We start from the raw sequence: 20713 nt of genomic DNA, 5'->3' as shown, positions 1-20713 counted from the left end.
CGCGGGGCCGAGCAGACTTGCGAGCCCGGAAGGGAGCGACCCGAGCGAAGCGAGGGGCAGCCCCAGATGAGGTTAGTTATGAAACAATACTAATAATTGCATCACTAATGTTTTTCAAATCTCTTTTAAGTGCTCCAACTGTAGCATAATTATTCTTATATCCACAGTGGTTAATATCGTTTCGCTTACCCGTTCCTGTCATTTTTTTATAGTTAGACGTTAGGTGAAGCCTATTTGGAGCAATAGTTCTCTCCATGCTTCTAGCGATCTCTTTAACCTTATCTTCTGATAAGTTACTATTTCTTCTAGAAGCTCTGAGCTGAAGGCGATTTGCACTAATTTTGTTCAAAACTCCGTTTGCAATTTCTCTATAGTCTTCCCTATTGATATAGCGAGCACCTTCTGTCTCCTCGATTAACCAACTAATTGTTGTTTCTAATAAAAACGTATAACCTTGTTGCACCATATTATGCTCGATACACCATTCTACAGCATGAAAACCTTTTAGAGTTGTTGAGTTGCCAAGTGTACTTAATTTATCATCAATTTTCTTTAAGATAGGGCGAAGTTGGTGACTAATCTGCTCATCTCCATCCAAGTTATTGATATCATTCTTGATTCTGTCAATATCAACTTCTTGAGTTAGTTGATGTCCACGACAGTTTAATATAGCGTCCGCAACTTTTTGTACATCACTAGCTAGTTTGGGATTTTCCTTTTTAATTAGATTGGCCAATTCGTCGGGGTAAGAGGCCTTAGTGAACATTTCTACGGCGTCGGTCCATTGGTTGAGTTCTACGATATTGGTTAGGATGTGAATTGGCGCAGTAACCAAGGCAGTCCGTCCCAATCCCTTGGCTTCATTTTCAGCTTGTCCAGATTCAAAGTTTCCGTAGAAAAGTGCCTTAAGTTCACAGTTTTTCACTGCTGCAAGGTAGTTAATCAAACTAAGAGTTAGCAAAGGTAGAAAGCGATATCCATAAGTTACATCAAAGTAAAGTTCAGTCCCCTCATCAATATTATTGACAATAACATCAAAGATAGACCAGATTTCATCTTCTGAAAAGCCATCCTGAATTTCTCTATGAGCAAAATTTTGGATCAGCCCCTCTTCTACTAATTTTTGGAGTTTGAATTCTAGGCCATCCTCTTCAAATTTGTCAGGAGTGTTTCTTTCTTTATTTGCAAAAGATGTAATTCTTTGAGTGTAGGTTTTTTCATAGGCCGCCTTTGTTGTGAAAATAAGTACTTCGGCCCCCTCTTGATTCAAAGCGTTTTCGGCAAAAGGCCATTGACGAATAATTGCTTCCTGAACATAAGGCGTTTCGCCAAAAATATCTGACCGATCTTTTTTAAAGTAGTATTTACTTTCTCTATAAGTGTTCACTCCCAAAAACGAGATAAAAACCTTTTTCTTCTGATTCATTGCTTAAAGTTGGTCCAAGGCGGTTTGCAATAGGGGCTTGATCGTCTCCCAGTCCTCATTTTTCAGTTTATCGAAGCGATGGCGCAGGCTAGCATAATGGCTAGCGAGCAGGATCGTGGGGCGAATAAAGGGGAGTTGGAGGATAGCCGCTAGGGCATCGCCGTCTTGTTTATGAATAATTTTTTTGAGTTCTTTTTTGATGAATTTCCGATGGTTGAGTAATTGCTCGGCCTGTAGTAGGGCCAGGGTATTATGCTTATCGGAGTTCATAAAATCGTTGAGGGTATGGGCGGGGATCCCCTCAAACTGGCTACGATTGATAAAGCTGAGGGCCAAAAAATGGCGACAATTTTTGAGCTGGCTTTTAGAGGCAACGGTTCGGGGCTGGTAGTTGGGGTCGGCATATCGCTCGGGGATCCCTTGGCGGTGTTTCCATACCCGAATCGTTGTCTCTTTAAGGCCAAACTTTTTTTGTAGCTTTCTGGCTAGCTCTTCGTTGTAGCTGATGTATTTCTTCGCCATAGTGGTATTTTTTTGTGTTTCAATACTTGTATGGTTGAAGATAGGGAAATTATTTAATATCTATAAAAAGCGCTTTATTTTGTTATAGATAGACACTAGTTCTGTATCAAAATTATCTGGATTATTATTTTTAGTATACCCACTGTGATTTATGTCATTTCTTAATAATGAAAGATCTCTTTTCAACTCAACAAGTTCTAAATCTACAATATCCCTAAATTGATTTACTTCAGCGTCTCTACCCTTCAACACATCGCTCCACTTACTAACAGGTAAATTATCTTTCACAACATAAAACATAGCATTCACCAAATTCCTCTTGTAAGCATTTTTGATACTTTTAGACCCGTATATTTTTTCACATAAAACACTAGTAACCAATTCATCTAAAATGGTTATCCCCTGTTGTGTCATCTGATGGTCAATACACCATTCAACTGCCACTTTTCCATTGTCTAATGTCTTATGTCCATCAAATTCACTAACCTTATTTTGTATAATCCTTACTAAATCCTGCAATGGTTTAGGATCTATTTCTTTTAGTCTGTCTAAGACTTGATTCAACTCCTTAAAAATATCTCCTTGATAAATACGTCTTCCTCTATTTGTATTTATAGACTGCTCCACAGCTTTTATTTTTTCTGCAAGTTCACTGTATGCTCCTGCTGCTAGTGACACAAAGCTCTCAGTTTTTCCATATTTTTTAAACTCACGAACAGCATTAGTCCAATCTTGCAATTCTGCAAAACTAGAGATATCAACTATAGGAGCATTACGATCTTCTACAGGAACACTTTTGAGTTTATAAGCTGGTCCCAGCTTTTCAAAAGCTCCATAAGAAATGCTTTTTATGGTTACCCCTTTTAAAAGCTTTGCATAATTCATTAGTACTATGGACAACATAGGCATAAATCGAAAAGAATGGGTAATATCTAGATAAACCTCATCTCCTTCTTCTAAGACCTTATAAACAGCCTCAAAAATCTTCCAAACTTCTTGCTCAGAAAAACCATCCTCAATAAAAATAGGCTCTTGATCAAAAGTTGCCTGCAGTTTACCACTATTTTTCAACTCCACTAAACGACTATACAGACCTATTCTATCTAGAACAGGATCAGCAAGTCTAGCTGGGTCCTGCCCTAGCCCCTTTTCTTCATCTAAGTCTACCCAATTTTTCTTCCTTGCTTCTGCAGTACAAAAAACAAACACCCTATCCTCTTCTGTAAATTGACTACACTCTAATTGAAGAATTGCTTCCTGTACAAAGCGTACATTTTCAATCTTACCCTTGCTATTTTCATAATTACATGCTAAATAGTTATTCGTCCCCAAAAAAGACAAAAACACCTTACGTCCCATATCTCTAAGTTTTTAAGTAAAAAATAAAGGCCAAGGCAGTTATAGTCCTTGGCCTTTTTTGTTGTTTTATCCCAAAATTTCTTTTGCCCAGTTTTCTGCGGTGGCAGAGTCGCCTAGCCAGTTGCTGAGTTCCTTCGCCAATTTCTTTTTCCATTCCCTTTGCTTTCCTTTAGGGCTATTGGAATAAGCTATAGCTAAATTCTCTTTTAGCTCTTCCCAATATTCCTCGGCAAGGGTTTTCTCTCCACTGGCTTTGATAAACTGACTAACAACAGTACGCACCTGCCCTAACTGGGTTTTCTCCTTGACAGGATCCAGTCCTTTTTTGGCCGCTTGCTCTCGTTTTCTGGCCTTTCGCTCCTCGTCTGCTTTCTTAAGAGCAGCCTGTTTGGCCGCTATTTCAGCTTGTTTGGCGGCTATTTCTGCGGCTCGTTTTTGACGTTCTTTTTCTTGTGCTTCAGCTTCCTCTCGGCGTCGATCCGCTCGATCTTTTTCTCGAGCAGCCTGCTCTTTTTTTATGGCTAGAAGAGCATAGAGCTGTTCTCTTCGGTCCTTTAGCTGCTTTTGCTGTTCTTGGATTTTCTGCGAAAGCTTATCTTTTTCAGCACCAAATTCAGCAGGGGCTTCGCCTCGACTCAAGGGTAATAAGCCCTCTTCTTCCCCACTCAAAATAGAATAGCGGTTTAAGCCTTCATTCTTATTTTTGGCCTCCTTAAAGTGATTTTGACGGCCTTGCTGATCCATGACCATATAGCCCAAATCATCATCCATATAGAGATTTGCCTTAGCCATACTCAAAAGCTCTACAATACTAGCTGAATTCAACCAATTAGCATCATGCTGGAGCATACAAGCCTCAAAAGAGCCCATAGCATCTAAAGCTGCATCTGCTGCTTCCTGACCATCTAAAAATAGCTTGGCATTTACCTGTATAGCTCCCAAACCCAAGGGCTTACCCATACCGATCTGATGCCAGTACTGGTCTGCACTATCATGAAAGGTCAGGGCAGATAAGATAGCACCTAATTCTACCTCTCTTAAATTGTGAAAGTAAATCCGTCCCTTGAATTGACTAGATGCCTTTAGGGGATGAAAACCTGTACTTACATTATCGGTACCTTTGTTTTCTAAAATTTTATTGGTCCTCAAGGGATAACGCTTTCGTCCAGAAATATGCGCATCCTTATTGTTGTAGGTATTATAGTAGCGTCCTGCCAAATGGTTGGCTAAATCTAAATGTTGAGCAATGTAATTAGGATAGTAAGAAGCCTTAGGGCTAGACAAAACCGCAGTAACAGAATCACCAAGGCTAGGACTCCCAACCGCTTTCAAATGCCCAACCTGTACCCTTCCTTTTAGTTCTTGATAGCCCGACTTATCCCCAGCTGCTGCATTAGGCACCCAACCAAAAATACACTCGGCCATATCCAAACGATCAAAGTTCTCTACTGTTTTACTAGGATCTAAGTCGGCTACTCCATAGTCATAAGGCAACTTATAAAGGTAAGACAAGCCCAAATGCGCCACTTCTTTCACTCCATCAGTATTATAAAAAACAGGAATTCGCTCACCTTTCTTCAATTCCTTCGACCAGTATTTCCAGTCTACAGTTTGTCTATTCTCATCATAGTCAAAATAAGCCTGCTTAAAGCTCTCAATCACTTCAGGACCTACTTCTATTTCAGCTCGACCTGTTTCAAAGAAGATGAATTCTTTGCCCTTTCCGGTACTTCTTCGTCCTCTATTCTCTTGACGTAAACCAGGTTGTCCCGTAAAGACTAAAACACCTTTCATACCTCTAGGATCATTATATCCGGCTAAGGTATACCCCTTTTTGGTAGGTACAAAAGTATATGTCGTCTCAGCAGCACCTATCTGAGAAAAAGTTTTATACTTAAAACGAGCTGCTTTATGCTCATCTTTATTTCTATCATAAAGACTATTTTTCTTTCCTCCCTTCACAAAATAGTCTACCATATTGGTCCCAAACGCACGATCAATATCCCCAAAGCTAATTCGTCCAGGCTCACCACAAGGCGTTAGTAGATAACGACCATCTTCTTGCTTTTGCAACCAACCCGCCTGAATCGGACGATTATCCTGACGGATTCGATTCATATACAATGGCTTATTGTTCAAATCTCTAAAGGCAAACTGATGCTGATTGAAAATTCCCAACTTTCCATAGCTCATAACCTCTACAACGGCCCGCAACATCCCCTTAAAAGAGCTGCCTGGAACCATATACTTCCCCTCATGAGAAAAGAAAGATAATTTTTGCCCTTCTGCTCGCTGGCCCAATCGACCATCCGCAATAAAGATAGGTTGCTTGGCTTCTATATCCACCTCAATATAGCCCGATTTCCCATCGCTAAATGGCGCATCATGACTCAAATACTGCGACCAAGCAGGGTAAAATACATTCTCCTCTACTGGCACAAAATTGTACGGCGCTTTTATATAATTACTCATCTTATTGTTCGTTTTTTGGGTTTTTAAATCCAGCAAAAGCCCATACGTATGGACGATATTCTTTTACAGTAGCTGTTGTATCTTCTTGAAAATCATCCTTCACTACCCAACAAGCACTCTCTTCTAATTTCCAAATTTCATACATTTGAACAACATTATTTTTTCCTTTTTGCTCTCTCCACTCATGCCCTACCTTCTGATAAGGCGCTCCTGTAGTTAACTGCTCATCATTTACCAAAACAGCAGCACCCAAATCAATGGCGGTTACTTCATAAGCCCCATTCAAAAAGCGGATACTTAAGCTCAAATCTTGCTCTTTCAAATAAAAGGCGCCTTCTACCACAAAAGGATGCAAGCCCTTAGGCCAAGCAGGAACCTCTTTATAATGGTCTGCTTTCTGTCGGTTTGACCACCACAAATAGCCCTCACATTTTTGGCCAACATACTGCTCCCAATCTTCAGCCTTAATGGCCGTATATATTTTTGTACTCATCTTTGCTTTTCTATTCTTGATCTAATAATGATTTGGGCGGCCCCCTTCGGGGCGCTATGTCCGTGGGCTCGCTATTCGCTCGGCCCTGCAGCCGCCTTTGGCGGCTTGGGTCTGGCCCTGCGGGCCACCCACTACCAGCGCTGCCGCTTTAGCGGGCCTTCGGCCCGCTCTTTAAGGGCCATTAAGCCTGCGTCGTTTGGATCTCGCCCTTCATTCGGCCATGTCCGCGCATCACGCCTCCACCTAAGGGCAAATGCCCACTCACTAAGTCCTTAAGCGCAGCCTCAAAAGCCTGCTGAATGAGAGGATCCCTCTCAAAAGCTGCCTTTTCTACATATAAATCAAGTCGAATCCCTTCTTTTAAGGCCAAGACCTCTTCAGAATAAAGCGCTTGATCCAATGCTCCAGCCGTAAAACGATCAATGGCTACATGGTTAAAGATCTTTTTACTCACCTTATCTTTGGTCAAAAATACATCTGACAATAACAGACGTCCTCTCTGCCCCTCTTGGCCCGACTCTCCTTCTTTAGCAGCTAAGCCAAATAAAGACTTAACCGCTTGCTCTAAGTATGCTCCTCCAACTGAAGATTGTAGGCCTTCCGCTAAAAAAACTAATTCCCGCTCCACCTCCTTCAACTTTTCTAAATCAGCTTTAATTTCTTCTAAGCCTGCAGCATAAGCAGAATCAGTCAATCTTTCTAAATGATTCTGAATAGCAGACAACTGATTTTCTTCTTCCTCAAAACTCTCTGCCTGATGATCAATATAGTCCTCTTTTAAGCGTCTCAAATGATAAACAAATCGATGCGCAATTGCGCCCTTAATTGAGGTTGCAGGAAATAAATACACCTCCTTTTCTTGAATTCTTGGGCCATCCCAAGCTATGATATTTTCAAGCTTCGGACTAAAGTCAGGCAATGCGCCCTTTTGTAACTCCTTATCACTTTTCTTAAGCAGATCGCTAAATATTTCCATATTAAAATCGCCACCAAAAAGGACAAAGTCCTCAGCCTCTAGCTGCAACTGATAATGCTTAAGTTCATTATAGTCCAAAGTAGCCAAGCTACGCTTATTATACAGTGCTGTAGGATGCTTATCTAAACAAGCCGAGGTTTGAAGATAACGATCCATATCTTCCTCTTGGCTAAAGTCTAACTGACGCTCATAAAGCGCAACGAGCTTCATTTGTCCAAAGCCTTTGCGACTCCCAGCCCCCAAACGGAACAGAGGATGCTGTAATAACTGAAGAACTTCCTCCCAGGCAGCAGGATCCTCCTGCTCGGGCCAAAAACTAATCTGACAAGCAAAGCGACTGCCCTTGGGCAATAACTCCGAGTCAAACTTTCCATGGTTTTCCTTATCCGCTACGCCTCTATGGTTAATGCGGACATGCTCTCTAAATTGTGTGCGATAATGCTGGTCCAAAGGCGCCTTCAGTTCATGAATAGCTTTTACCCCATCAGCAACCCGCCACTGGCTAGCCTCTTGGCCTAAAACTAAATGCATAGAAGAGAATTCTATACGACTTCCCGTTTTATCACTTTCTAACGCATTAGCCGCAGATCCAAAGATAGTAGATGTTGTTTTTCCCTCTACCTCTTGATGCAAATGACGGAGCACTCCTGCCAAACTCGTAGCAGGGATATAAGGAATTTGAAAGGCATCTCTTAAAATAGGATTATCCTGTATACCTTCTCTATGGCCTGTGCCCACTCTTAAAGGACTAGCCGCCTCTAAAATGACAAAAGCTTGATAACAATATTTTCGATTAGACATAAGTTCAGATGATTTAGGATAGAGCGCTTAGCAGATACAATAAAACTGCTAGCCCCCATCAGCAAAAAAGAATAATGGACATAGCCTGAAGCCTAATAGACCACTTTCTTTGCCTCTGCATTAGCTAATAATAAAAGGAACTCTCGAGCTTGCTCTTCTTTAAGCCCATCAAATATCGCCTTTAAGTTATTGCGCAACTTATTGCTCCAACTGTTCTTTCGACTAGCTGTTTTTAGAAATCCAAAGTTCTCTCTAAACAAAACAGCTTCTAACTCTGACTTTCGATCAAAGTGAACGACAAGGTTACGAATCTGCCCCCATTGGCTAGCAGAAACCTGCATTAAGTCTTCATTATTGGCTTTTCTAAAGTGCTTTAATTTAGCCGCAATATCTTCAGCAAGATATTCATCCTTCAACATCAAAATCAAGAGCTCATCATTCTCTCCAAAACTAACTTCATTGGGAGTCTCTTCATATGAAGTTTTCTTATCTACTGATGAAACTTCAAGGTGTGGAGGATTATCTTCTTGACGCTCTTCAGCATATTCTTCTTTGCTGTCAGCATCTACTCGTTTAAATAAAAACTCGGGATTCAGTTGCAGCTTTCCAAAACCTTCATTCTGAAAGCTTCCAACCCATACATGATCAACTATTTCTTTCTCTAGTTTATCTACAGCTAAAAAGAAAACAGAGCCTTTCTCTATATACCAGCGATCAGCATCTCTAGCATTTCTATAGGCATTCCAAGGAGAATAAACCGCTTGACTGATATAGTTTGGACTCTTTAGAAATTTAGCCTTTACTCCAGACCATTGCAAAGCTTCTAAAAGCTGATCTAACTGGGGTTCTGCGGTAGTCTGCCCCTTCGATTGAAAGCAAATTCGACTTTCTGCATAAAAAGAGATGATATGCTGATAGTCACTATCTAAGCCAAGATCCTTAGTTGTTAGACCTACAAACTCTACCTCTTTTTCTTCGGGATAAATAGGCTTTTTAGCCTGCTCTACTTTTTTCTGCTCAATGAGCTCAATTTTAACCCGCCCAAACTCTGCAGACCTAGACTTTCCTAGTCGCTTTATACCAACTAATGTATCTTGGATGAACTGCTCTAGTTCTGGGCTTCCATTTTCTACCTCTACTTCAAACTCCCACTTACTTCCCTTTACTAATCCTTCATAGCTATACATCTTCCCTTCCTCTGAGCGTCTTTTATTACAGTCATAAGCTGTTTTAATGCTTAATCTAGATTTTGGCCGACTAGTATTGAATCCTTTTTTACTATCATAAGGTACTAGATAGTCCGTACGCATCTGCTTGAGCTGAATAGAGCCTTTTTGTGCATCTCGATCCTCCTTAGACAAAAGGTGGTCAAAATAAACTCGCTTCTTATTTACTTTCTCCTGAAACATACATCTAGGCACTCGAAAACTTCGCTTTCCAAGAAAAACTAAATGGGCATCTCCACAACGCACCTTGCTTTCACCAATAGCATGTAAAGCCCTAATCAGGCTTTCATTCTCTTGCTGATAAGCCGCTTGCATCAAAATCCCCCAAAAGTTACTTCCAGGTACATAATCAAGAATTTCATTAACAGAAGCAGTTGCACTACTCGCATTTAATATAACATCAGACAAAAACTGACATTTAAACTTTAATATTGTGGGCATATATCTTTGGGCTTTTTAGATTTTTTTTAATTCAAGACGACCTAAACCACGATGACGATTTTGGCCCATTTTCTTTACCGCAACCAGAACCAGCTTCATCTTCTCTACATCTTCTTTAGATTGTAGATTATCTATAGTCCCATAGAGTGAAATAGGAATACAAACCTCTATAGTACGCAAGCTTTTATCTACAGCAATTCCAGTCTCCTGATCAATAGCCGTAGAACTATAGCGTTGAAATAACTTTGTCTGATTGCCTACATTCTCATTCGTCAACCAATTAGCTAACTGCTCACTCAAATAGGCATTACTAAAATACGCCTGAGCCTGATAATGCTTCAAACTACTCTCTTGAGCATCTGCATCCTTATCGTTGATACCAAAAATACGGTCTACAAAAGCCTTATCAATTCCCTTATAAGCATTTTCAGCTAAAAGAGAAGCTGCATCTTTAAGTATCCCCTTTAAGGTTTTCCCTGGCACATAGGGCAAACCATGGTCATCCTTAAGGGTGGCCGCATCCACATCAGCACTAATGGCCAATCCACTCCCCAAATGCCAATTGGAGAAAAACTCTATTTCATAGTTAATCTTGTATGTCATTGATCTGTCTATTTGTTTTGGGGTTTATAAATAACACTCTTAAGAGACTTTAAGGCAATCAGGTCGTAACTGCCTTTGATGATATCAAGCAGTCCATCTAAACCATCATAAAGCATATCTAGCTCTCGCTTATACAGTTGATAAACCCGATCTAAATCTAGCAATAGTTCGTCTTCTGTTCGCTGATTGACCGTTCCTAAGACAGTACGCAGGCGACTAGACAAAGCCTTCATTTTCTCATCTTTTTGACTAAGCAAAGCCAAGCGTTTTTTTAGTACCTCTAGACTTGAGCCAGTCTTAGCATAAAGGAAATATGGTTGAGCACTTATATCCTTGTACTTAATCTCCTCTTCTTCTATTTCAGCATATTTTCTTATAAATGAGGTCTCAATCTTATGAAAGCTAATTGAGGCTGGAGTAGTCCCCTTTTCATCTCCTTTTCCCCTAGAATTATTCTTGGCATGGCTACAAAGATCCTTGGCCAATTTAAATCCATAGTGAAAAGGGTATTTAACATTCATATAGGCTATACCAGCACAAGCCGTGAGACGCTCATCTATTTTTTGCTTTGTCTCTTCCTCAAATACGCTAAGGTAGGTCTCACAAAAGAAAAGAGCATAACGCGCCTGTATCACCACAACTAAATCATCCCCGCCACAAATAATCGGGCGAAGGGGTAGTTTATATTTACCAGTATCTTTGTCTATCTCTAACTCCCCTCCTTCTTCTAAATGAGTTATAAGTACAGCCGTAGCCTTTTTAAATGCTTCAACATTAGCATTCTCCAAACCCTCTGAGAATTCCCGACTAGCCTTTTGATAACTTCCTAACGTCTTCTCTCTCTCCTTTAAAAGGTCTGGAATTTTAATTCCCAAATCATTGCCATCTGCATAAATTACAGCTAACCAGTTATCATCTTTGGCAGTGAGCTTAGATAGTTCTGTAGGAAATTCTTTATCTAAATCATCTAATAGTTTAGTAGCTAAACTAGTCTTTTCTCCTGGAGAAACAATATTTCTCTTTAAGACTTGGGCCCTATCCAAAGCCTCTTTTTTCAGGTATTCATAAATGGGCTTCCCCGTCTGTGGCGCACGATCCGCAATCATCCAGCCCTCTGTATTTGGCCGCCCAATAAATGCCCGCTTTTGATCTAAAGCTTGCTCTGATCGGCTATAGTGCTCTTCTTTGAAAGCTCCATCTACTAAGACAACCGACTGACTAAGTTGTAGCCCTGGCGCCTCTTGACTAACGTATATCGGCATATACTGACAGAGCTTTTCACAAGCCGCCAAATCATCACATAGGTATTTGATCTTTCCAGCTGCCGCTACAATCAAATTTTCCTTATTGAAGGCTGTTCCTAGGACATGCTTCAATGTGTCTCGAGTGGATAGTTGTTCCACTAACTCACTCGCCCCAGCAATCTCTTTGAGCTTATTCGTCTGAAAGATGAAAGACTGTATGCCCTGCACCGAAGCCGAGTATAAATATTTTTTTGACATTTGTTTAGATATTATAGGTTTAAATTTGTGGGATCTAAATAGTCTGACTTAGAAAGTTCTACTCCAAGCCAATACATCTTTATAGCTAAAAAATCATCTTTTTCAAAAAGAGTAGAAATTTCATCTAAAATTAATTCATCACTACGAAGACAGACTAAAAGTTTTTCATATGATGAAATAAAAACATTCAACGCTTCTTTTCTACATTTAATAAGGTCAGAATTATTTAAGCTTAAAATATTATTTAATTCCTTATCTATTTCTGTGTTACCAGAGCTGATCTTACCCACACCTTTAACTTTCTCCCCAGGCAGGATATATTTAATTTTCATTTTTTGATAAAAATCACTTGCCTCTCCCCTTTTAGGGTTTAAAACGTTTTTTAATTGTACCTTTTTACGTTGTTCTTTATCGTTTCGACCAAGGTTACATCTACTCCTAGAAGTACACGATGCCAACAAGTTACCATGGTCTAGAACTAGTGCACTATTAACTGTTAAAGATGTAAAATGCTCTATGCTTACTGAAGCAGGCTTCCCTATACGAATACCACAATAACAACAACACCCTCCTTGTTCTCCAAGAAGGTGACTCTGCAGCGAAACCTTATTTCTTACATTTAGATTTCCTTTTAAAGACCTTTTTTTAAAACAATTAAAATACTCCCTAACATTTCCTTTCTTAGACCTACACTCTGAATCATCTGCTAGGAACCCCTCAATAGACTCTGGTAAAGAGTCAGTTTTTTTAATATGCAGCATACTACTTTTTTCGGAATTTAAAAATGATTTTCCGCCTATTTAATCGAGCTTGAAGTTTTCTAACTACCATTGATTCAGGCATCACCCAGCCATCTAATTTTTCAATAACCTCAGCTGCTTCATCAAAAGCATCTATACTTATCGCATTGTCTGCCTCAGCTATCAGAGCTGTTATTTTGGGTGGGAACCTCTTTATACCCATCCAGTAACCATAAGTATCTTCAATACCATTACCTTTTACATATAGCTCCTCCTCAACAGTTTCTTTTACTATTCTATACAAAGCTAAATCAGTACTCTCATCAGTTATATAACTCACCACCAAAGGCGAATGCGTAGTCACTATAAAACGAGCACGGTTAAACTTCTCTACTAAGATATTTAAGACTCTAGTTTGCCAAAGAGGGTGCAAAAAGAGATCTATTTCATCAATAAAAATAATTCCCTCTTGTGTTTCAAAACCTTCACTATAATCATAATGCTCTGCATAACGTATAACTAAATGTCCCACCCAAACAAAGACAGACTTATAGCCCTGACTCAGACGACTAAAAGAAATCACTTGTTCCTTTAATTCCTCATCATCATCTTCTGATTTGGATGCTCCAAGTTTAACCCATAAAGTGTCTTTATTGGCTACATTAAAAGTAATTTCCCGACCTATGATCTCAGTCATCAACTCAAAGACTAAGTAGAATGCTTTCTTATACCCATCTCGCTTTCTTTGACTAATTTTCTTTTTCGTGAGATCCTCCTCCCGCTCAATACTTTCTTCTAAGTTTAGCCCTTCATTATGCGTAATCATCAACCAGCGTTTCAGCTCTTCCAACTTATTATCCCCCTCTTCAGTAATCAAGTTTTCTAAATCGGAGATAGTAGAACGCCCTTTATAATTTTTTGCACTAGCCTGTTCTTCTTTTTTAGTTGACAAAGGTCGAGTACGTCCTTGCGCAAAGCCTAATATTGGTATAGGGAATTCTCGTCCATTAAGAAGTCTAAACTTCTCTACTTTTTCCTCAGCCTTATGGTCTTCAGTCGGCTCTTCATGAGGTTTAAATAGTATTCGATGTAGGTGCTTTCGTTTTTCTTCTTTAGTTCTCGAACTAAAACACAACTCAATTGATCCATCAAGAGCTAATATTTCTTTATATGAAGATGCCTGTGTAGTTTTCTCAACTCTATCTACTTTCAACCAACCTTTTAAAGGCTCCCTTGCTTCCAGCTGATAAACACCTGTAAGGGCTAATGCAATACTTCTTAAAATAGTCGTCTTTCCAGAACCATTCAGCCCTAGAAAACAACTAACTCGATGACTTAAATCTATCTCTAGCTCTTCAAAATGACCAATATTTTTTAAGGATAAGGACTCTAACGTCAACCCTTTTATCGCTTTATCTGAAACTTTGCCTCCTTCCCTTGAAAAATGCCTATCTATTTCATTGCGATAACGTATCCAATCCTCCTCCTCTGTAATTAGCTTTAAATCTCCTCCCCCTGCAAGAAGCCCATAGTTAATCGCATTAAAATCAACCCCCTTTAAAAAGGATAATATGCCCTCTGCTGGCTTAGAATGATAAGTATATTCTTTTTCCCACTCCCCATTTCTAACTTGAACAGCGCCTATTGTCTTGGCTATTTTAGCAGCTATTGAAAAAGGATTATCTTTACCACTATTGTTATCTCCCTGATCATACTCCTTAGGTCGAATAACTAAGGTTTCTCGTTCCGTCCGTGTATTGATTTCATAAAAACACTCTGGCTCTTCTGAGTTTTCCTTCCTTTTTTTATTCTTCCAAAAGGAAATCTTCAGCTCATCTGGCTGCTGACCAACTGTACTTACATAAAAATAGTACTTGTAAATAAAGTCCTCTCCTTTAAATTGCTCTACCTTCTCTACTAAGGCACTAATGATTTCTCCAAAGCGTTCGGAAGGCTTGAGTCTAAGGTCTTTTATCCGATCAAATAAACTTGTCCGCCACTTTAGCTTTGACAAAAGTATATCTGATTCTTGAATAGCCAACTCCGAATTGTGAATAAACCACCACTTATCATAGCCAACACCTGACTGTTGCTCTATTTCTCTCAAAAAAAGCATATCAGCCTTCGACAACAACAAAAACTGCAACTTAGGGTAACTAGCTTTTAGCGCTAAAATCTGTTCATCATAAACAGGCTTAGCGATAGACTCACTATTGGCCCATAATAAACGATGCTCCCCATCCAAATACAAGCCATCCAGCTCCAAGCCACCCAAGGCCTGTACCTTCTCTTTCTGCCAGTTGGTTTCTCGATAACCAAAGCGCTTATTAAAGAGCGCCTTAATCTCTGCTAGTTGCTTAGCCATGCTGTGCTTTTAACCCCAAGCCAACAACTACCTCCCCCAAAAGGGGGGGCTTTACATTTGTTTGGGTCATGGGATAGGTTTACGGTATAATTACGATCTTAAGGTAAGAAAAAAAATATAATATTGTGCTTTGGGGCTACTTACTTTGACAGAAAAAAGGGATAAAGAGTACTTGCTTGAAGCACTCTCTTTTCCCTAACTTTGCTGGGGCCTCTAGGGGAGGCATTGAGCTGGGGCCGAGACAAAAAACTAGGCCAAGCCCTAAGAACTTCATTCTCAATAGATTTACTTTTTAGCGATATATCAAAATTTGATAGGTCTATTCATTTATTGATAGATGCCATTTTTTTAGCCAACAAAAGAATTGGCCCAAAAAATAAGCTTCGCTCAGCTTGGCACAACTTTGGAAAAATCTTTTGCCCTAAGCGCCAAGCAAAGAAGAAAAAAAAATACCTTGGCCCCTCTATTCCTTCTCAAAAAATATAACTTATGTACTATAAGCTTTTTTTTCTGCTCGCTCTGCCCAGCCTGCTCTTCGCCCAAAATGATTACCCCCAAAAAGAAATTGAACTCTCCGAACTGGCCGTAAGACTGCAACAAGAAAAAGATAGCTTCAACCGAAGCTTGCTGGCCCAAAACCTGAAAACCGAACTGCAAAATACCCTGCAAGATACCCAAAGCTATAGCTACCCCTTTGAAAAACTAAAAGGAGTCTCCCTCCTCAATGCCCCCGATAAAAGTTTTCGCATCTTTAGCTGGGAGCTCTATGTAGATAAAGACCACTACAGCCAATTCGGCTTTATCCAAAAAGCAGATGGCCAACTGTTTTTCCTCCATGATAAGTCCGACGAAATGAGAAGCCCCCAGTTTGGCCGCCTCTCTGCCAATAATTGGTATGGCGCACTATATTATAATATACAACCCTTCGAGTCGAACGGAAAACAGTATTATCTGCTCTTTGGCCGAGATTCTTACTCTTTCTTCGACCGTAGAAAGGTACTCGATATCCTCTATTTTGACCGAAAAGGAGCCCCCAAGTTTGGCCAAAATATTATCGATATTAAAGATGGCCGTGGCATGAAGCGAACCGTTAGCCGCCATATTGTCCAATACTCCGCCGCCGTCTCCGCTGTGCTCAATTATAATCCCGACCAACAAAAAGTGATCTTCGATCACCTGATTTATGGCCGAGCCGTCCCCGGCGCTCCCGCCTCTAATGTGCCCGACGGTAGCTACTGCGGCCTAGAACTCAAAAAAGGCCGCTGGGTATACATCGATAAGGTCTTTAAAGATGACCCCAATAATGTGCTGGTCAATGACCAAAGCCCTATCGAAATTATGAAGCGAGCACCCAAAAAGAAAAGAGAAAGTAATCTCCAAAAGATGTTTGGTAACCGCAAAAAATAATTAAAAAGAGCGCCTATCCCCTAGCGGATAGGCGCTCTTTTAGTCTACATTACCCCGCCAAGGGCTGGCTCGGCCCAGCGCTGCGGAGGGGTGGCCGTAGGCCAGACCCAGGGCGAAACGAAGTGGAGCCCGCAGGGCCGAACAGACCTGTGAGCCCCGCAGCATAGCGGCGGCCGAGCTAGGCGATAGCCTAGCCGGCCGCGGGCCCCAAATCCCCCTCATATATATTGTCCTAGTCTGGAGCAGGAAGTACCCAATCCCAGTTTTTCCAACCATTTTCTGCCTCCAAAAGGTTGTAGTTGGGATCAATCAAACGAGCAGAAGACCGCCCATTCCAAGATACCCAGCTCTCCGCATAGATGGCCCGCGCCCCATACCGCCGCCCCAAATCTTTGGCATAGGCCAGAATCATATCGGGCTGAAAACGCATCTGCTGCAACTGCCAAGCGGCTAAATCATCCTCTGGATAGAGCAGTTTTTGACGGCCATTTTGGTCAATTAAGCGATAATGCAATTGCCCCACTTTTTCTACCAACATGACCCGCCAACTAAAGCGAAAACCCTGCTCCTGCCAACAGACAGGCCCCTCATACAACAAAAAACGCCAAGGAAATAGCAGTTGCCAACTAAAGAAAACTACCCAAATGGCCAGCTGCAATTTGGGCCAATACAGCCGATAAGGCCGCTCCAAATGATCCTGCGGCAAATAGATGAAGCGAAAGCGCCCCAATTCCTCCGCCGAGAAAAAAACCAAGGCCACGCCCATCATGACATAGGGAAACAAGCCAATGGAAAAGAGCATGGCCGTCATCGCATGAAAGAGGATAACAAATAAATAGGCCCAAGGGCGACTTTTGCGGAAACTCAAGCCAAAAGGAACCAGCAAATCATAGAAAAAACCCGCCCAAGACATCAGGAAATCCGTAGGTCCCCAAGCCAGAATAGGTCCCAAAATGGGATAGGAAGATCGAGCCGATAACCAAATGCTTAGGGGCTGCGCCCGAAACCACCAGTCTGGCTCTAGCTTGGCTAGGGCCGCATAGATATAGAGTATGGCGATCAGGAACTTGGGCAAGAGAAAGTAGTAGTTGGGCAAATGCCGCCGCCGCAGGCTGGGCCGAAAAAAAGCATCCACAGAAGTATTGCAATGCAAAGGGACAAAACAAAGCAGAAAGGCCAATAAGGACACAAAATAGTAGTGGTTCAAATAAAGGCATTTCTCCCAAAGCTCAAAGTAGGTAAAGAGCAAAAAATAAAGCGCCATGCTCCAACGATAAAAGGCCCCCAGCAAAACCCCCAAGGCCGCCAAAAGCATCAGGCTGTATAGGAAATAGCAGAGCTGCGGAGAAGCCAAAGGCAGCCAGTCCCAGCCCCAAAAACGAAAGTGATAATCAGGCGATAAATAGAAGTCTTCGATCCAACCCTTGGCCCAAAAGCGTATGCCCGACCAAAGAAAAAGAACCCCCAATACAATGCGAAAAAGCAGAAGGGGAAGAACTTCCCGCTCCTGCCTGAGGTATGCTTTAATCGCCGTCATTGTCGCTAGGTAAAACCGTGATGCCAAAAACAGCCGCCATATCATTGGAGAGCGCCAGGTAAATGGCTCGACTCAAATCATAAAGCTCCTCGACCTGATCGGCTTGGTTCTGCAAAGCAGCCTGCAAATCATCGCCTAGGCTTTCGCAAAGACTAATGGCAGCCCTCAAATTGGCCGCAAATTGCGCAGGGACCTCATTGCTGCTTTCCGATTCCCAATAGGCTTGCAAATTGGGCGCGCCCAATAAAAAGGCATCTTCCAAACCCTCAAAATTGGCCTTCAATAGGCCTATGCTAAAGTGTGCATCGGGATGTTCAACCGATTCGGGCAGGAAAATCCCATCGTTCTCCTTGCCCAAAGGCTTTCCTATTTTCTTGCGGCTCATCTCCTGGGCCAAGTTAATCATTCCGTTGCTCAGCTCACTAATGGCCGAGCCCAATTCATAACCTTCGGCAGCAGCAAAACGCTGGCCCTCTCCCTGATTTTCCCAAATGTCCTGCGGTTTTTGCATCTCTAGGGCCAAATGCTGCACCGCCAAACGCAGGTAGTCCGCCCGACGAGCAGAAAAAGGCAACTGCTGGCTACTGTCGGCAAATAATAGGTATTCTATAGCCGAAAGACTTTTGGCATAACTGCTCTGTTGCCGAATATATAGGCTATCTAGCGTTCGGCTACTATCCGAAATGCTGGCTTCTATAGAACTGCTATTGGCAGGGCTCCGCCCTATGCTCCAATGCAAATATTGGCTTTTCATTTCCCCAAAAACAAAGGGTTCTGCAGCCCCCCAAGCCCTTGCTGCCTGCCGCCAAGCTTCACGGGCATCCGTCAAACTGGCATGGCTGGGCTGCGCCAAAAACAAATTAACCTTAGTCGCTAAGTGGGGGCCCTGGGCCGCTACTTCTTGCCAAGCTGGGGCAATAACTTCCGTTTGCCAAGCTTGCAAAAGGGCGGTTTTATCAAAGTTGTCGGATTTTTTACAGGCCAAAAGAAGCAAAAAGCTAGTCATAGCCAATAGAGAAGGTAGTCGTTTCATATTATATATAGGTCGTTTTATTTGCCTCTGCTACAGTTGTGGCGGTTACTCCCTTTGGTCGTCGAACTGCAGCCTAAAGGCTTTGTTGTCGTTTCGGGGCCTGCTGATATTTTGGGGCCTCCGCTGCGCTACGCTTGCGGCGCTACGTTTCGGGGCTCGCAGGTATGCTCGGCCCTTCGGCCTTTGGCCTCGGTCTGGCCTTCGGCCACCCTTTCACATCGCTAGGCCTACGGCGGCTGCGCCGCCTGCAAGACGCAGGAAGTAGGGCCTAGTTGGCATAGCTCGCAAATCACCCCTTCACATCGGTTACTCCCTTTGGTCGTCGAACTGCGGACTAAAGTCCTTGTTGTGACCTGCGGCGGCTACGCCGCCTGCAAGACGCAAGAAGTAGGGCCAGATTAAAGAGAGTTTAAAAATTCGAGGACCTGGCTGCGCTCTTCTGCGCTTAGGGCCATAAAGGAATTTTTAGCCGCTTCGGCTTCTCCCCCATGCCAGAGGATCGCCTCTTCTATATTGCGGGCTCGGCCATCATGCAAAAGCTCTGAATGCTCATTGACGGTAGAAATAAGGCCCAAGCCCCAAAGAGGTTGTGTTCGCCACTCTTGGCCATCGGCTAAATAATCGGGGCGGTTATCGGCTAGGCCTGCGCCCATATCATGTAAGAGAAAATCGCTATAGGGATAAATCTTTTGATTGGACAAAGGGGCCAAGGCATGTACTCCTGTCTCAAAACTCGGGCGATGGCAATCGCCACAGCCCATCTCTAGAAATAATTTTTTGCCTTTAAGGACCCTTTGGTCCTTCCAATCTCTGCGAGCGGGCACGGCCAAGGCCTGCAAATACAGCTCTACCCGATCTAAGGTCTGATCATCTAGTTCGTAGCCTTGGGCATTATTGCCATTGGGCGCCTGCTGGCAGTCGGTTTGGCCTGGACTACAATTTTGCTCGGGAAAAAGAGAGGAGCTAATACCCATATCCCCCTGAAAAGCGGCAGTAATCTGTTCTCTTAAAGTGGCCGCATTGGCTTTCCAGCCATAGCGACCTAGCAGTTGTCCATTAGCGCTTGGAATCCAATTGGCCCGTCCGGATACTCCATTTCCATCTATATCTTGTGGATCTTCTTGGGCCAAAATGTCTGCTTGAGGAATGGCTTCTATCAGCCCCATCCCCACCAACTGATTGGCCACCCTTGGCGATATTTCTACATCTGCGGCCAAGGGACCATAGGCTAATTCTTGTACGCCATAAGTAGGTTTGCGCAACTCATAGCTACTGCCATCGGGGTATTGCCCCTGAATATAATCATAGCTAATGCTAATTTTCCCCTCTGCCGAAACATTGTTAATCCCTTGGTCCTGTAGCTGCCCCCCATAAGAAGGTTCGGGCCAGTTTTCGGCCCCAGCCGAAGCGCCGGGCACCGATAAACGAAGCAAAAGGCCATGTCCCAGCTCCCCACTAAAAGCAGGAGAACGCCCCCGCCCATCTTTAAAATGGCAGGAAGAACAAGCTACCGCATTAAATAATGGGCCTAGACCATCCCGGGCCGTCGTTGAAGCTGGAGAAGACACCCAAGATTGATTAAAGAAAGAGTTTCCTGTAAAAAAGGACAATTCGTCCATAGAAGACAAACCTGAACTTTGAAAACCAAAGGCATTGCGAGAACTATTGAAAACGGTGGTTGCCCCACCGCTGTATTCTTCGCCAGCCTCTGCTTGTAAAGACCCCTCTTCCTTTTTACAGGCTCCTAGGAGTAAGAAAGAAAAGATGATAATGGGCAGTAATTTTTTCATACAAATAGATATAAAGTGGT

15 protein-coding genes are annotated in these 20713 nt (G+C 42.3%); 1 reads left to right on the top strand and 14 read right to left on the bottom strand.

Going from position 1 to position 20713, the window contains the following annotated elements:
* Positions 1 to 76: 76 nt before the first annotated feature.
* The 11 genes from csx2 (SAPGRDRAFT_RS15635) to SAPGRDRAFT_RS15585 all read right to left on the bottom strand — a co-directional run bounded on the left by csx2 (SAPGRDRAFT_RS15635) (position 77) and on the right by SAPGRDRAFT_RS15585 (position 14926).
* Positions 77 to 1426 carry a TIGR02221 family CRISPR-associated protein gene (gene csx2, locus SAPGRDRAFT_RS15635; RefSeq protein ID WP_002660214.1) on the bottom strand — a complete coding sequence of 450 codons (1350 nt, stop codon included), beginning with the start codon at positions 1424 to 1426 and terminating at the stop codon, positions 77 to 79.
* Between the two features lie 3 nt (positions 1427 to 1429).
* Positions 1430 to 1948, bottom strand: coding sequence for a hypothetical protein (locus SAPGRDRAFT_RS15630; protein ID WP_037350357.1), 519 nt, complete (start codon positions 1946 to 1948; stop codon positions 1430 to 1432).
* Between the two features lie 60 nt (positions 1949 to 2008).
* Positions 2009 to 3307 (bottom strand): TIGR02221 family CRISPR-associated protein, encoded by a 1299-nt coding sequence (gene csx2 / locus SAPGRDRAFT_RS15625; protein WP_002660213.1) that lies wholly within the window; start codon positions 3305 to 3307, stop codon positions 2009 to 2011.
* 66 nt (positions 3308 to 3373) lie between these two features.
* A complete protein-coding gene (locus SAPGRDRAFT_RS15620; protein WP_002660212.1) occupies positions 3374 to 5779 on the bottom strand; it encodes a TIGR03986 family type III CRISPR-associated RAMP protein in 2406 nt (801 codons plus the stop codon).
* A 1-nt stretch (position 5780) separates the two neighbouring features.
* The gene (locus tag SAPGRDRAFT_RS15615; RefSeq protein ID WP_002660211.1) at positions 5781 to 6272 is read right to left on the bottom strand and encodes a TIGR04423 family type III CRISPR-associated protein; all 492 of its coding nucleotides are present in this window, start codon (positions 6270 to 6272) and stop codon (positions 5781 to 5783) included.
* 181 nt (positions 6273 to 6453) lie between these two features.
* Positions 6454 to 8049 carry an RAMP superfamily CRISPR-associated protein gene (locus SAPGRDRAFT_RS15610; protein ID WP_002660210.1) on the bottom strand — a complete coding sequence of 532 codons (1596 nt, stop codon included), beginning with the start codon at positions 8047 to 8049 and terminating at the stop codon, positions 6454 to 6456.
* Between the two features lie 92 nt (positions 8050 to 8141).
* Positions 8142 to 9716 (bottom strand): hypothetical protein, encoded by a 1575-nt coding sequence (locus SAPGRDRAFT_RS15605; RefSeq protein ID WP_002660209.1) that lies wholly within the window; start codon positions 9714 to 9716, stop codon positions 8142 to 8144.
* Between the two features lie 15 nt (positions 9717 to 9731).
* Positions 9732 to 10319 carry an RAMP superfamily CRISPR-associated protein gene (locus tag SAPGRDRAFT_RS15600; protein ID WP_002660208.1) on the bottom strand — a complete coding sequence of 196 codons (588 nt, stop codon included), beginning with the start codon at positions 10317 to 10319 and terminating at the stop codon, positions 9732 to 9734.
* Between the two features lie 8 nt (positions 10320 to 10327).
* On the bottom strand, positions 10328 to 11821 hold the full coding sequence (locus tag SAPGRDRAFT_RS15595; protein ID WP_002660207.1) for a Cas10/Cmr2 second palm domain-containing protein: 1494 nt from the start codon (positions 11819 to 11821) through the stop codon (positions 10328 to 10330).
* Between the two features lie 11 nt (positions 11822 to 11832).
* A complete protein-coding gene (locus SAPGRDRAFT_RS15590; protein WP_002660206.1) occupies positions 11833 to 12582 on the bottom strand; it encodes a hypothetical protein in 750 nt (249 codons plus the stop codon).
* 1 nt (position 12583) lies between these two features.
* Positions 12584 to 14926: an AAA family ATPase gene (locus SAPGRDRAFT_RS15585; protein ID WP_002660205.1), complete on the bottom strand. Its 2343-nt coding sequence runs from the start codon at positions 14924 to 14926 to the stop codon at positions 12584 to 12586.
* Between the two features lie 489 nt (positions 14927 to 15415).
* Between SAPGRDRAFT_RS15585 and SAPGRDRAFT_RS15580 the strand changes: the two genes are divergently transcribed.
* Positions 15416 to 16333, top strand: coding sequence for a hypothetical protein (locus tag SAPGRDRAFT_RS15580; protein ID WP_002660204.1), 918 nt, complete (start codon positions 15416 to 15418; stop codon positions 16331 to 16333).
* Positions 16334 to 16565: 232 nt separating this feature from the next.
* On the opposite strand, the gene SAPGRDRAFT_RS15575 is transcribed toward SAPGRDRAFT_RS15580, so the two are convergent.
* The 3 genes from SAPGRDRAFT_RS15575 to SAPGRDRAFT_RS15565 all read right to left on the bottom strand — a co-directional run bounded on the left by SAPGRDRAFT_RS15575 (position 16566) and on the right by SAPGRDRAFT_RS15565 (position 20693).
* Positions 16566 to 17870 (bottom strand): HTTM domain-containing protein, encoded by a 1305-nt coding sequence (locus SAPGRDRAFT_RS15575; protein WP_002660203.1) that lies wholly within the window; start codon positions 17868 to 17870, stop codon positions 16566 to 16568.
* Positions 17857 to 18903 (bottom strand): imelysin family protein, encoded by a 1047-nt coding sequence (locus SAPGRDRAFT_RS15570; protein WP_002660202.1) that lies wholly within the window; start codon positions 18901 to 18903, stop codon positions 17857 to 17859. The genes SAPGRDRAFT_RS15575 and SAPGRDRAFT_RS15570 overlap by 14 nt, the downstream gene beginning before the upstream one ends.
* A gap of 398 nt (positions 18904 to 19301) precedes the next feature.
* Positions 19302 to 20693, bottom strand: coding sequence for a di-heme oxidoreductase family protein (locus tag SAPGRDRAFT_RS15565; RefSeq protein ID WP_002660201.1), 1392 nt, complete (start codon positions 20691 to 20693; stop codon positions 19302 to 19304).
* Positions 20694 to 20713: the final 20 nt, after the last annotated feature.

Origin of the sequence: Saprospira grandis DSM 2844, from assembly GCF_000275825.1 — a bacterium.
GTDB lineage: Bacteria > Bacteroidota > Bacteroidia > Chitinophagales > Saprospiraceae > Saprospira > Saprospira grandis_A.
This window is presented reverse-complemented; position numbering and strand designations above follow the sequence as displayed.

Excerpts from the sequence above, each read along its gene's own strand:
- csx2 (WP_002660214.1), bottom strand. The coding sequence starts at position 1,426 with ATGAATCAGAAGAAAAAGGTTTTTATCTCGTTTTTGGGAGTGAACACT.
- SAPGRDRAFT_RS15630 (WP_037350357.1), bottom strand. The coding sequence starts at position 1,948 with ATGGCGAAGAAATACATCAGCTACAACGAAGAGCTAGCCAGAAAGCTA.
- csx2 (WP_002660213.1), bottom strand. The coding sequence starts at position 3,307 with ATGGGACGTAAGGTGTTTTTGTCTTTTTTGGGGACGAATAACTATTTA.
- SAPGRDRAFT_RS15620 (WP_002660212.1), bottom strand. The coding sequence starts at position 5,779 with ATGAGTAATTATATAAAAGCGCCGTACAATTTTGTGCCAGTAGAGGAG.
- SAPGRDRAFT_RS15615 (WP_002660211.1), bottom strand. The coding sequence starts at position 6,272 with ATGAGTACAAAAATATATACGGCCATTAAGGCTGAAGATTGGGAGCAG.
- SAPGRDRAFT_RS15610 (WP_002660210.1), bottom strand. The coding sequence starts at position 8,049 with ATGTCTAATCGAAAATATTGTTATCAAGCTTTTGTCATTTTAGAGGCG.
- SAPGRDRAFT_RS15605 (WP_002660209.1), bottom strand. The coding sequence starts at position 9,716 with ATGCCCACAATATTAAAGTTTAAATGTCAGTTTTTGTCTGATGTTATA.
- SAPGRDRAFT_RS15600 (WP_002660208.1), bottom strand. The coding sequence starts at position 10,319 with ATGACATACAAGATTAACTATGAAATAGAGTTTTTCTCCAATTGGCAT.
- SAPGRDRAFT_RS15595 (WP_002660207.1), bottom strand. The coding sequence starts at position 11,821 with ATGTCAAAAAAATATTTATACTCGGCTTCGGTGCAGGGCATACAGTCT.
- SAPGRDRAFT_RS15590 (WP_002660206.1), bottom strand. The coding sequence starts at position 12,582 with ATGCTGCATATTAAAAAAACTGACTCTTTACCAGAGTCTATTGAGGGG.
- SAPGRDRAFT_RS15585 (WP_002660205.1), bottom strand. The coding sequence starts at position 14,926 with ATGGCTAAGCAACTAGCAGAGATTAAGGCGCTCTTTAATAAGCGCTTT.
- SAPGRDRAFT_RS15580 (WP_002660204.1), top strand. The coding sequence starts at position 15,416 with ATGTACTATAAGCTTTTTTTTCTGCTCGCTCTGCCCAGCCTGCTCTTC.
- SAPGRDRAFT_RS15575 (WP_002660203.1), bottom strand. The coding sequence starts at position 17,870 with ATGACGGCGATTAAAGCATACCTCAGGCAGGAGCGGGAAGTTCTTCCC.
- SAPGRDRAFT_RS15570 (WP_002660202.1), bottom strand. The coding sequence starts at position 18,903 with ATGAAACGACTACCTTCTCTATTGGCTATGACTAGCTTTTTGCTTCTT.
- SAPGRDRAFT_RS15565 (WP_002660201.1), bottom strand. The coding sequence starts at position 20,693 with ATGAAAAAATTACTGCCCATTATCATCTTTTCTTTCTTACTCCTAGGA.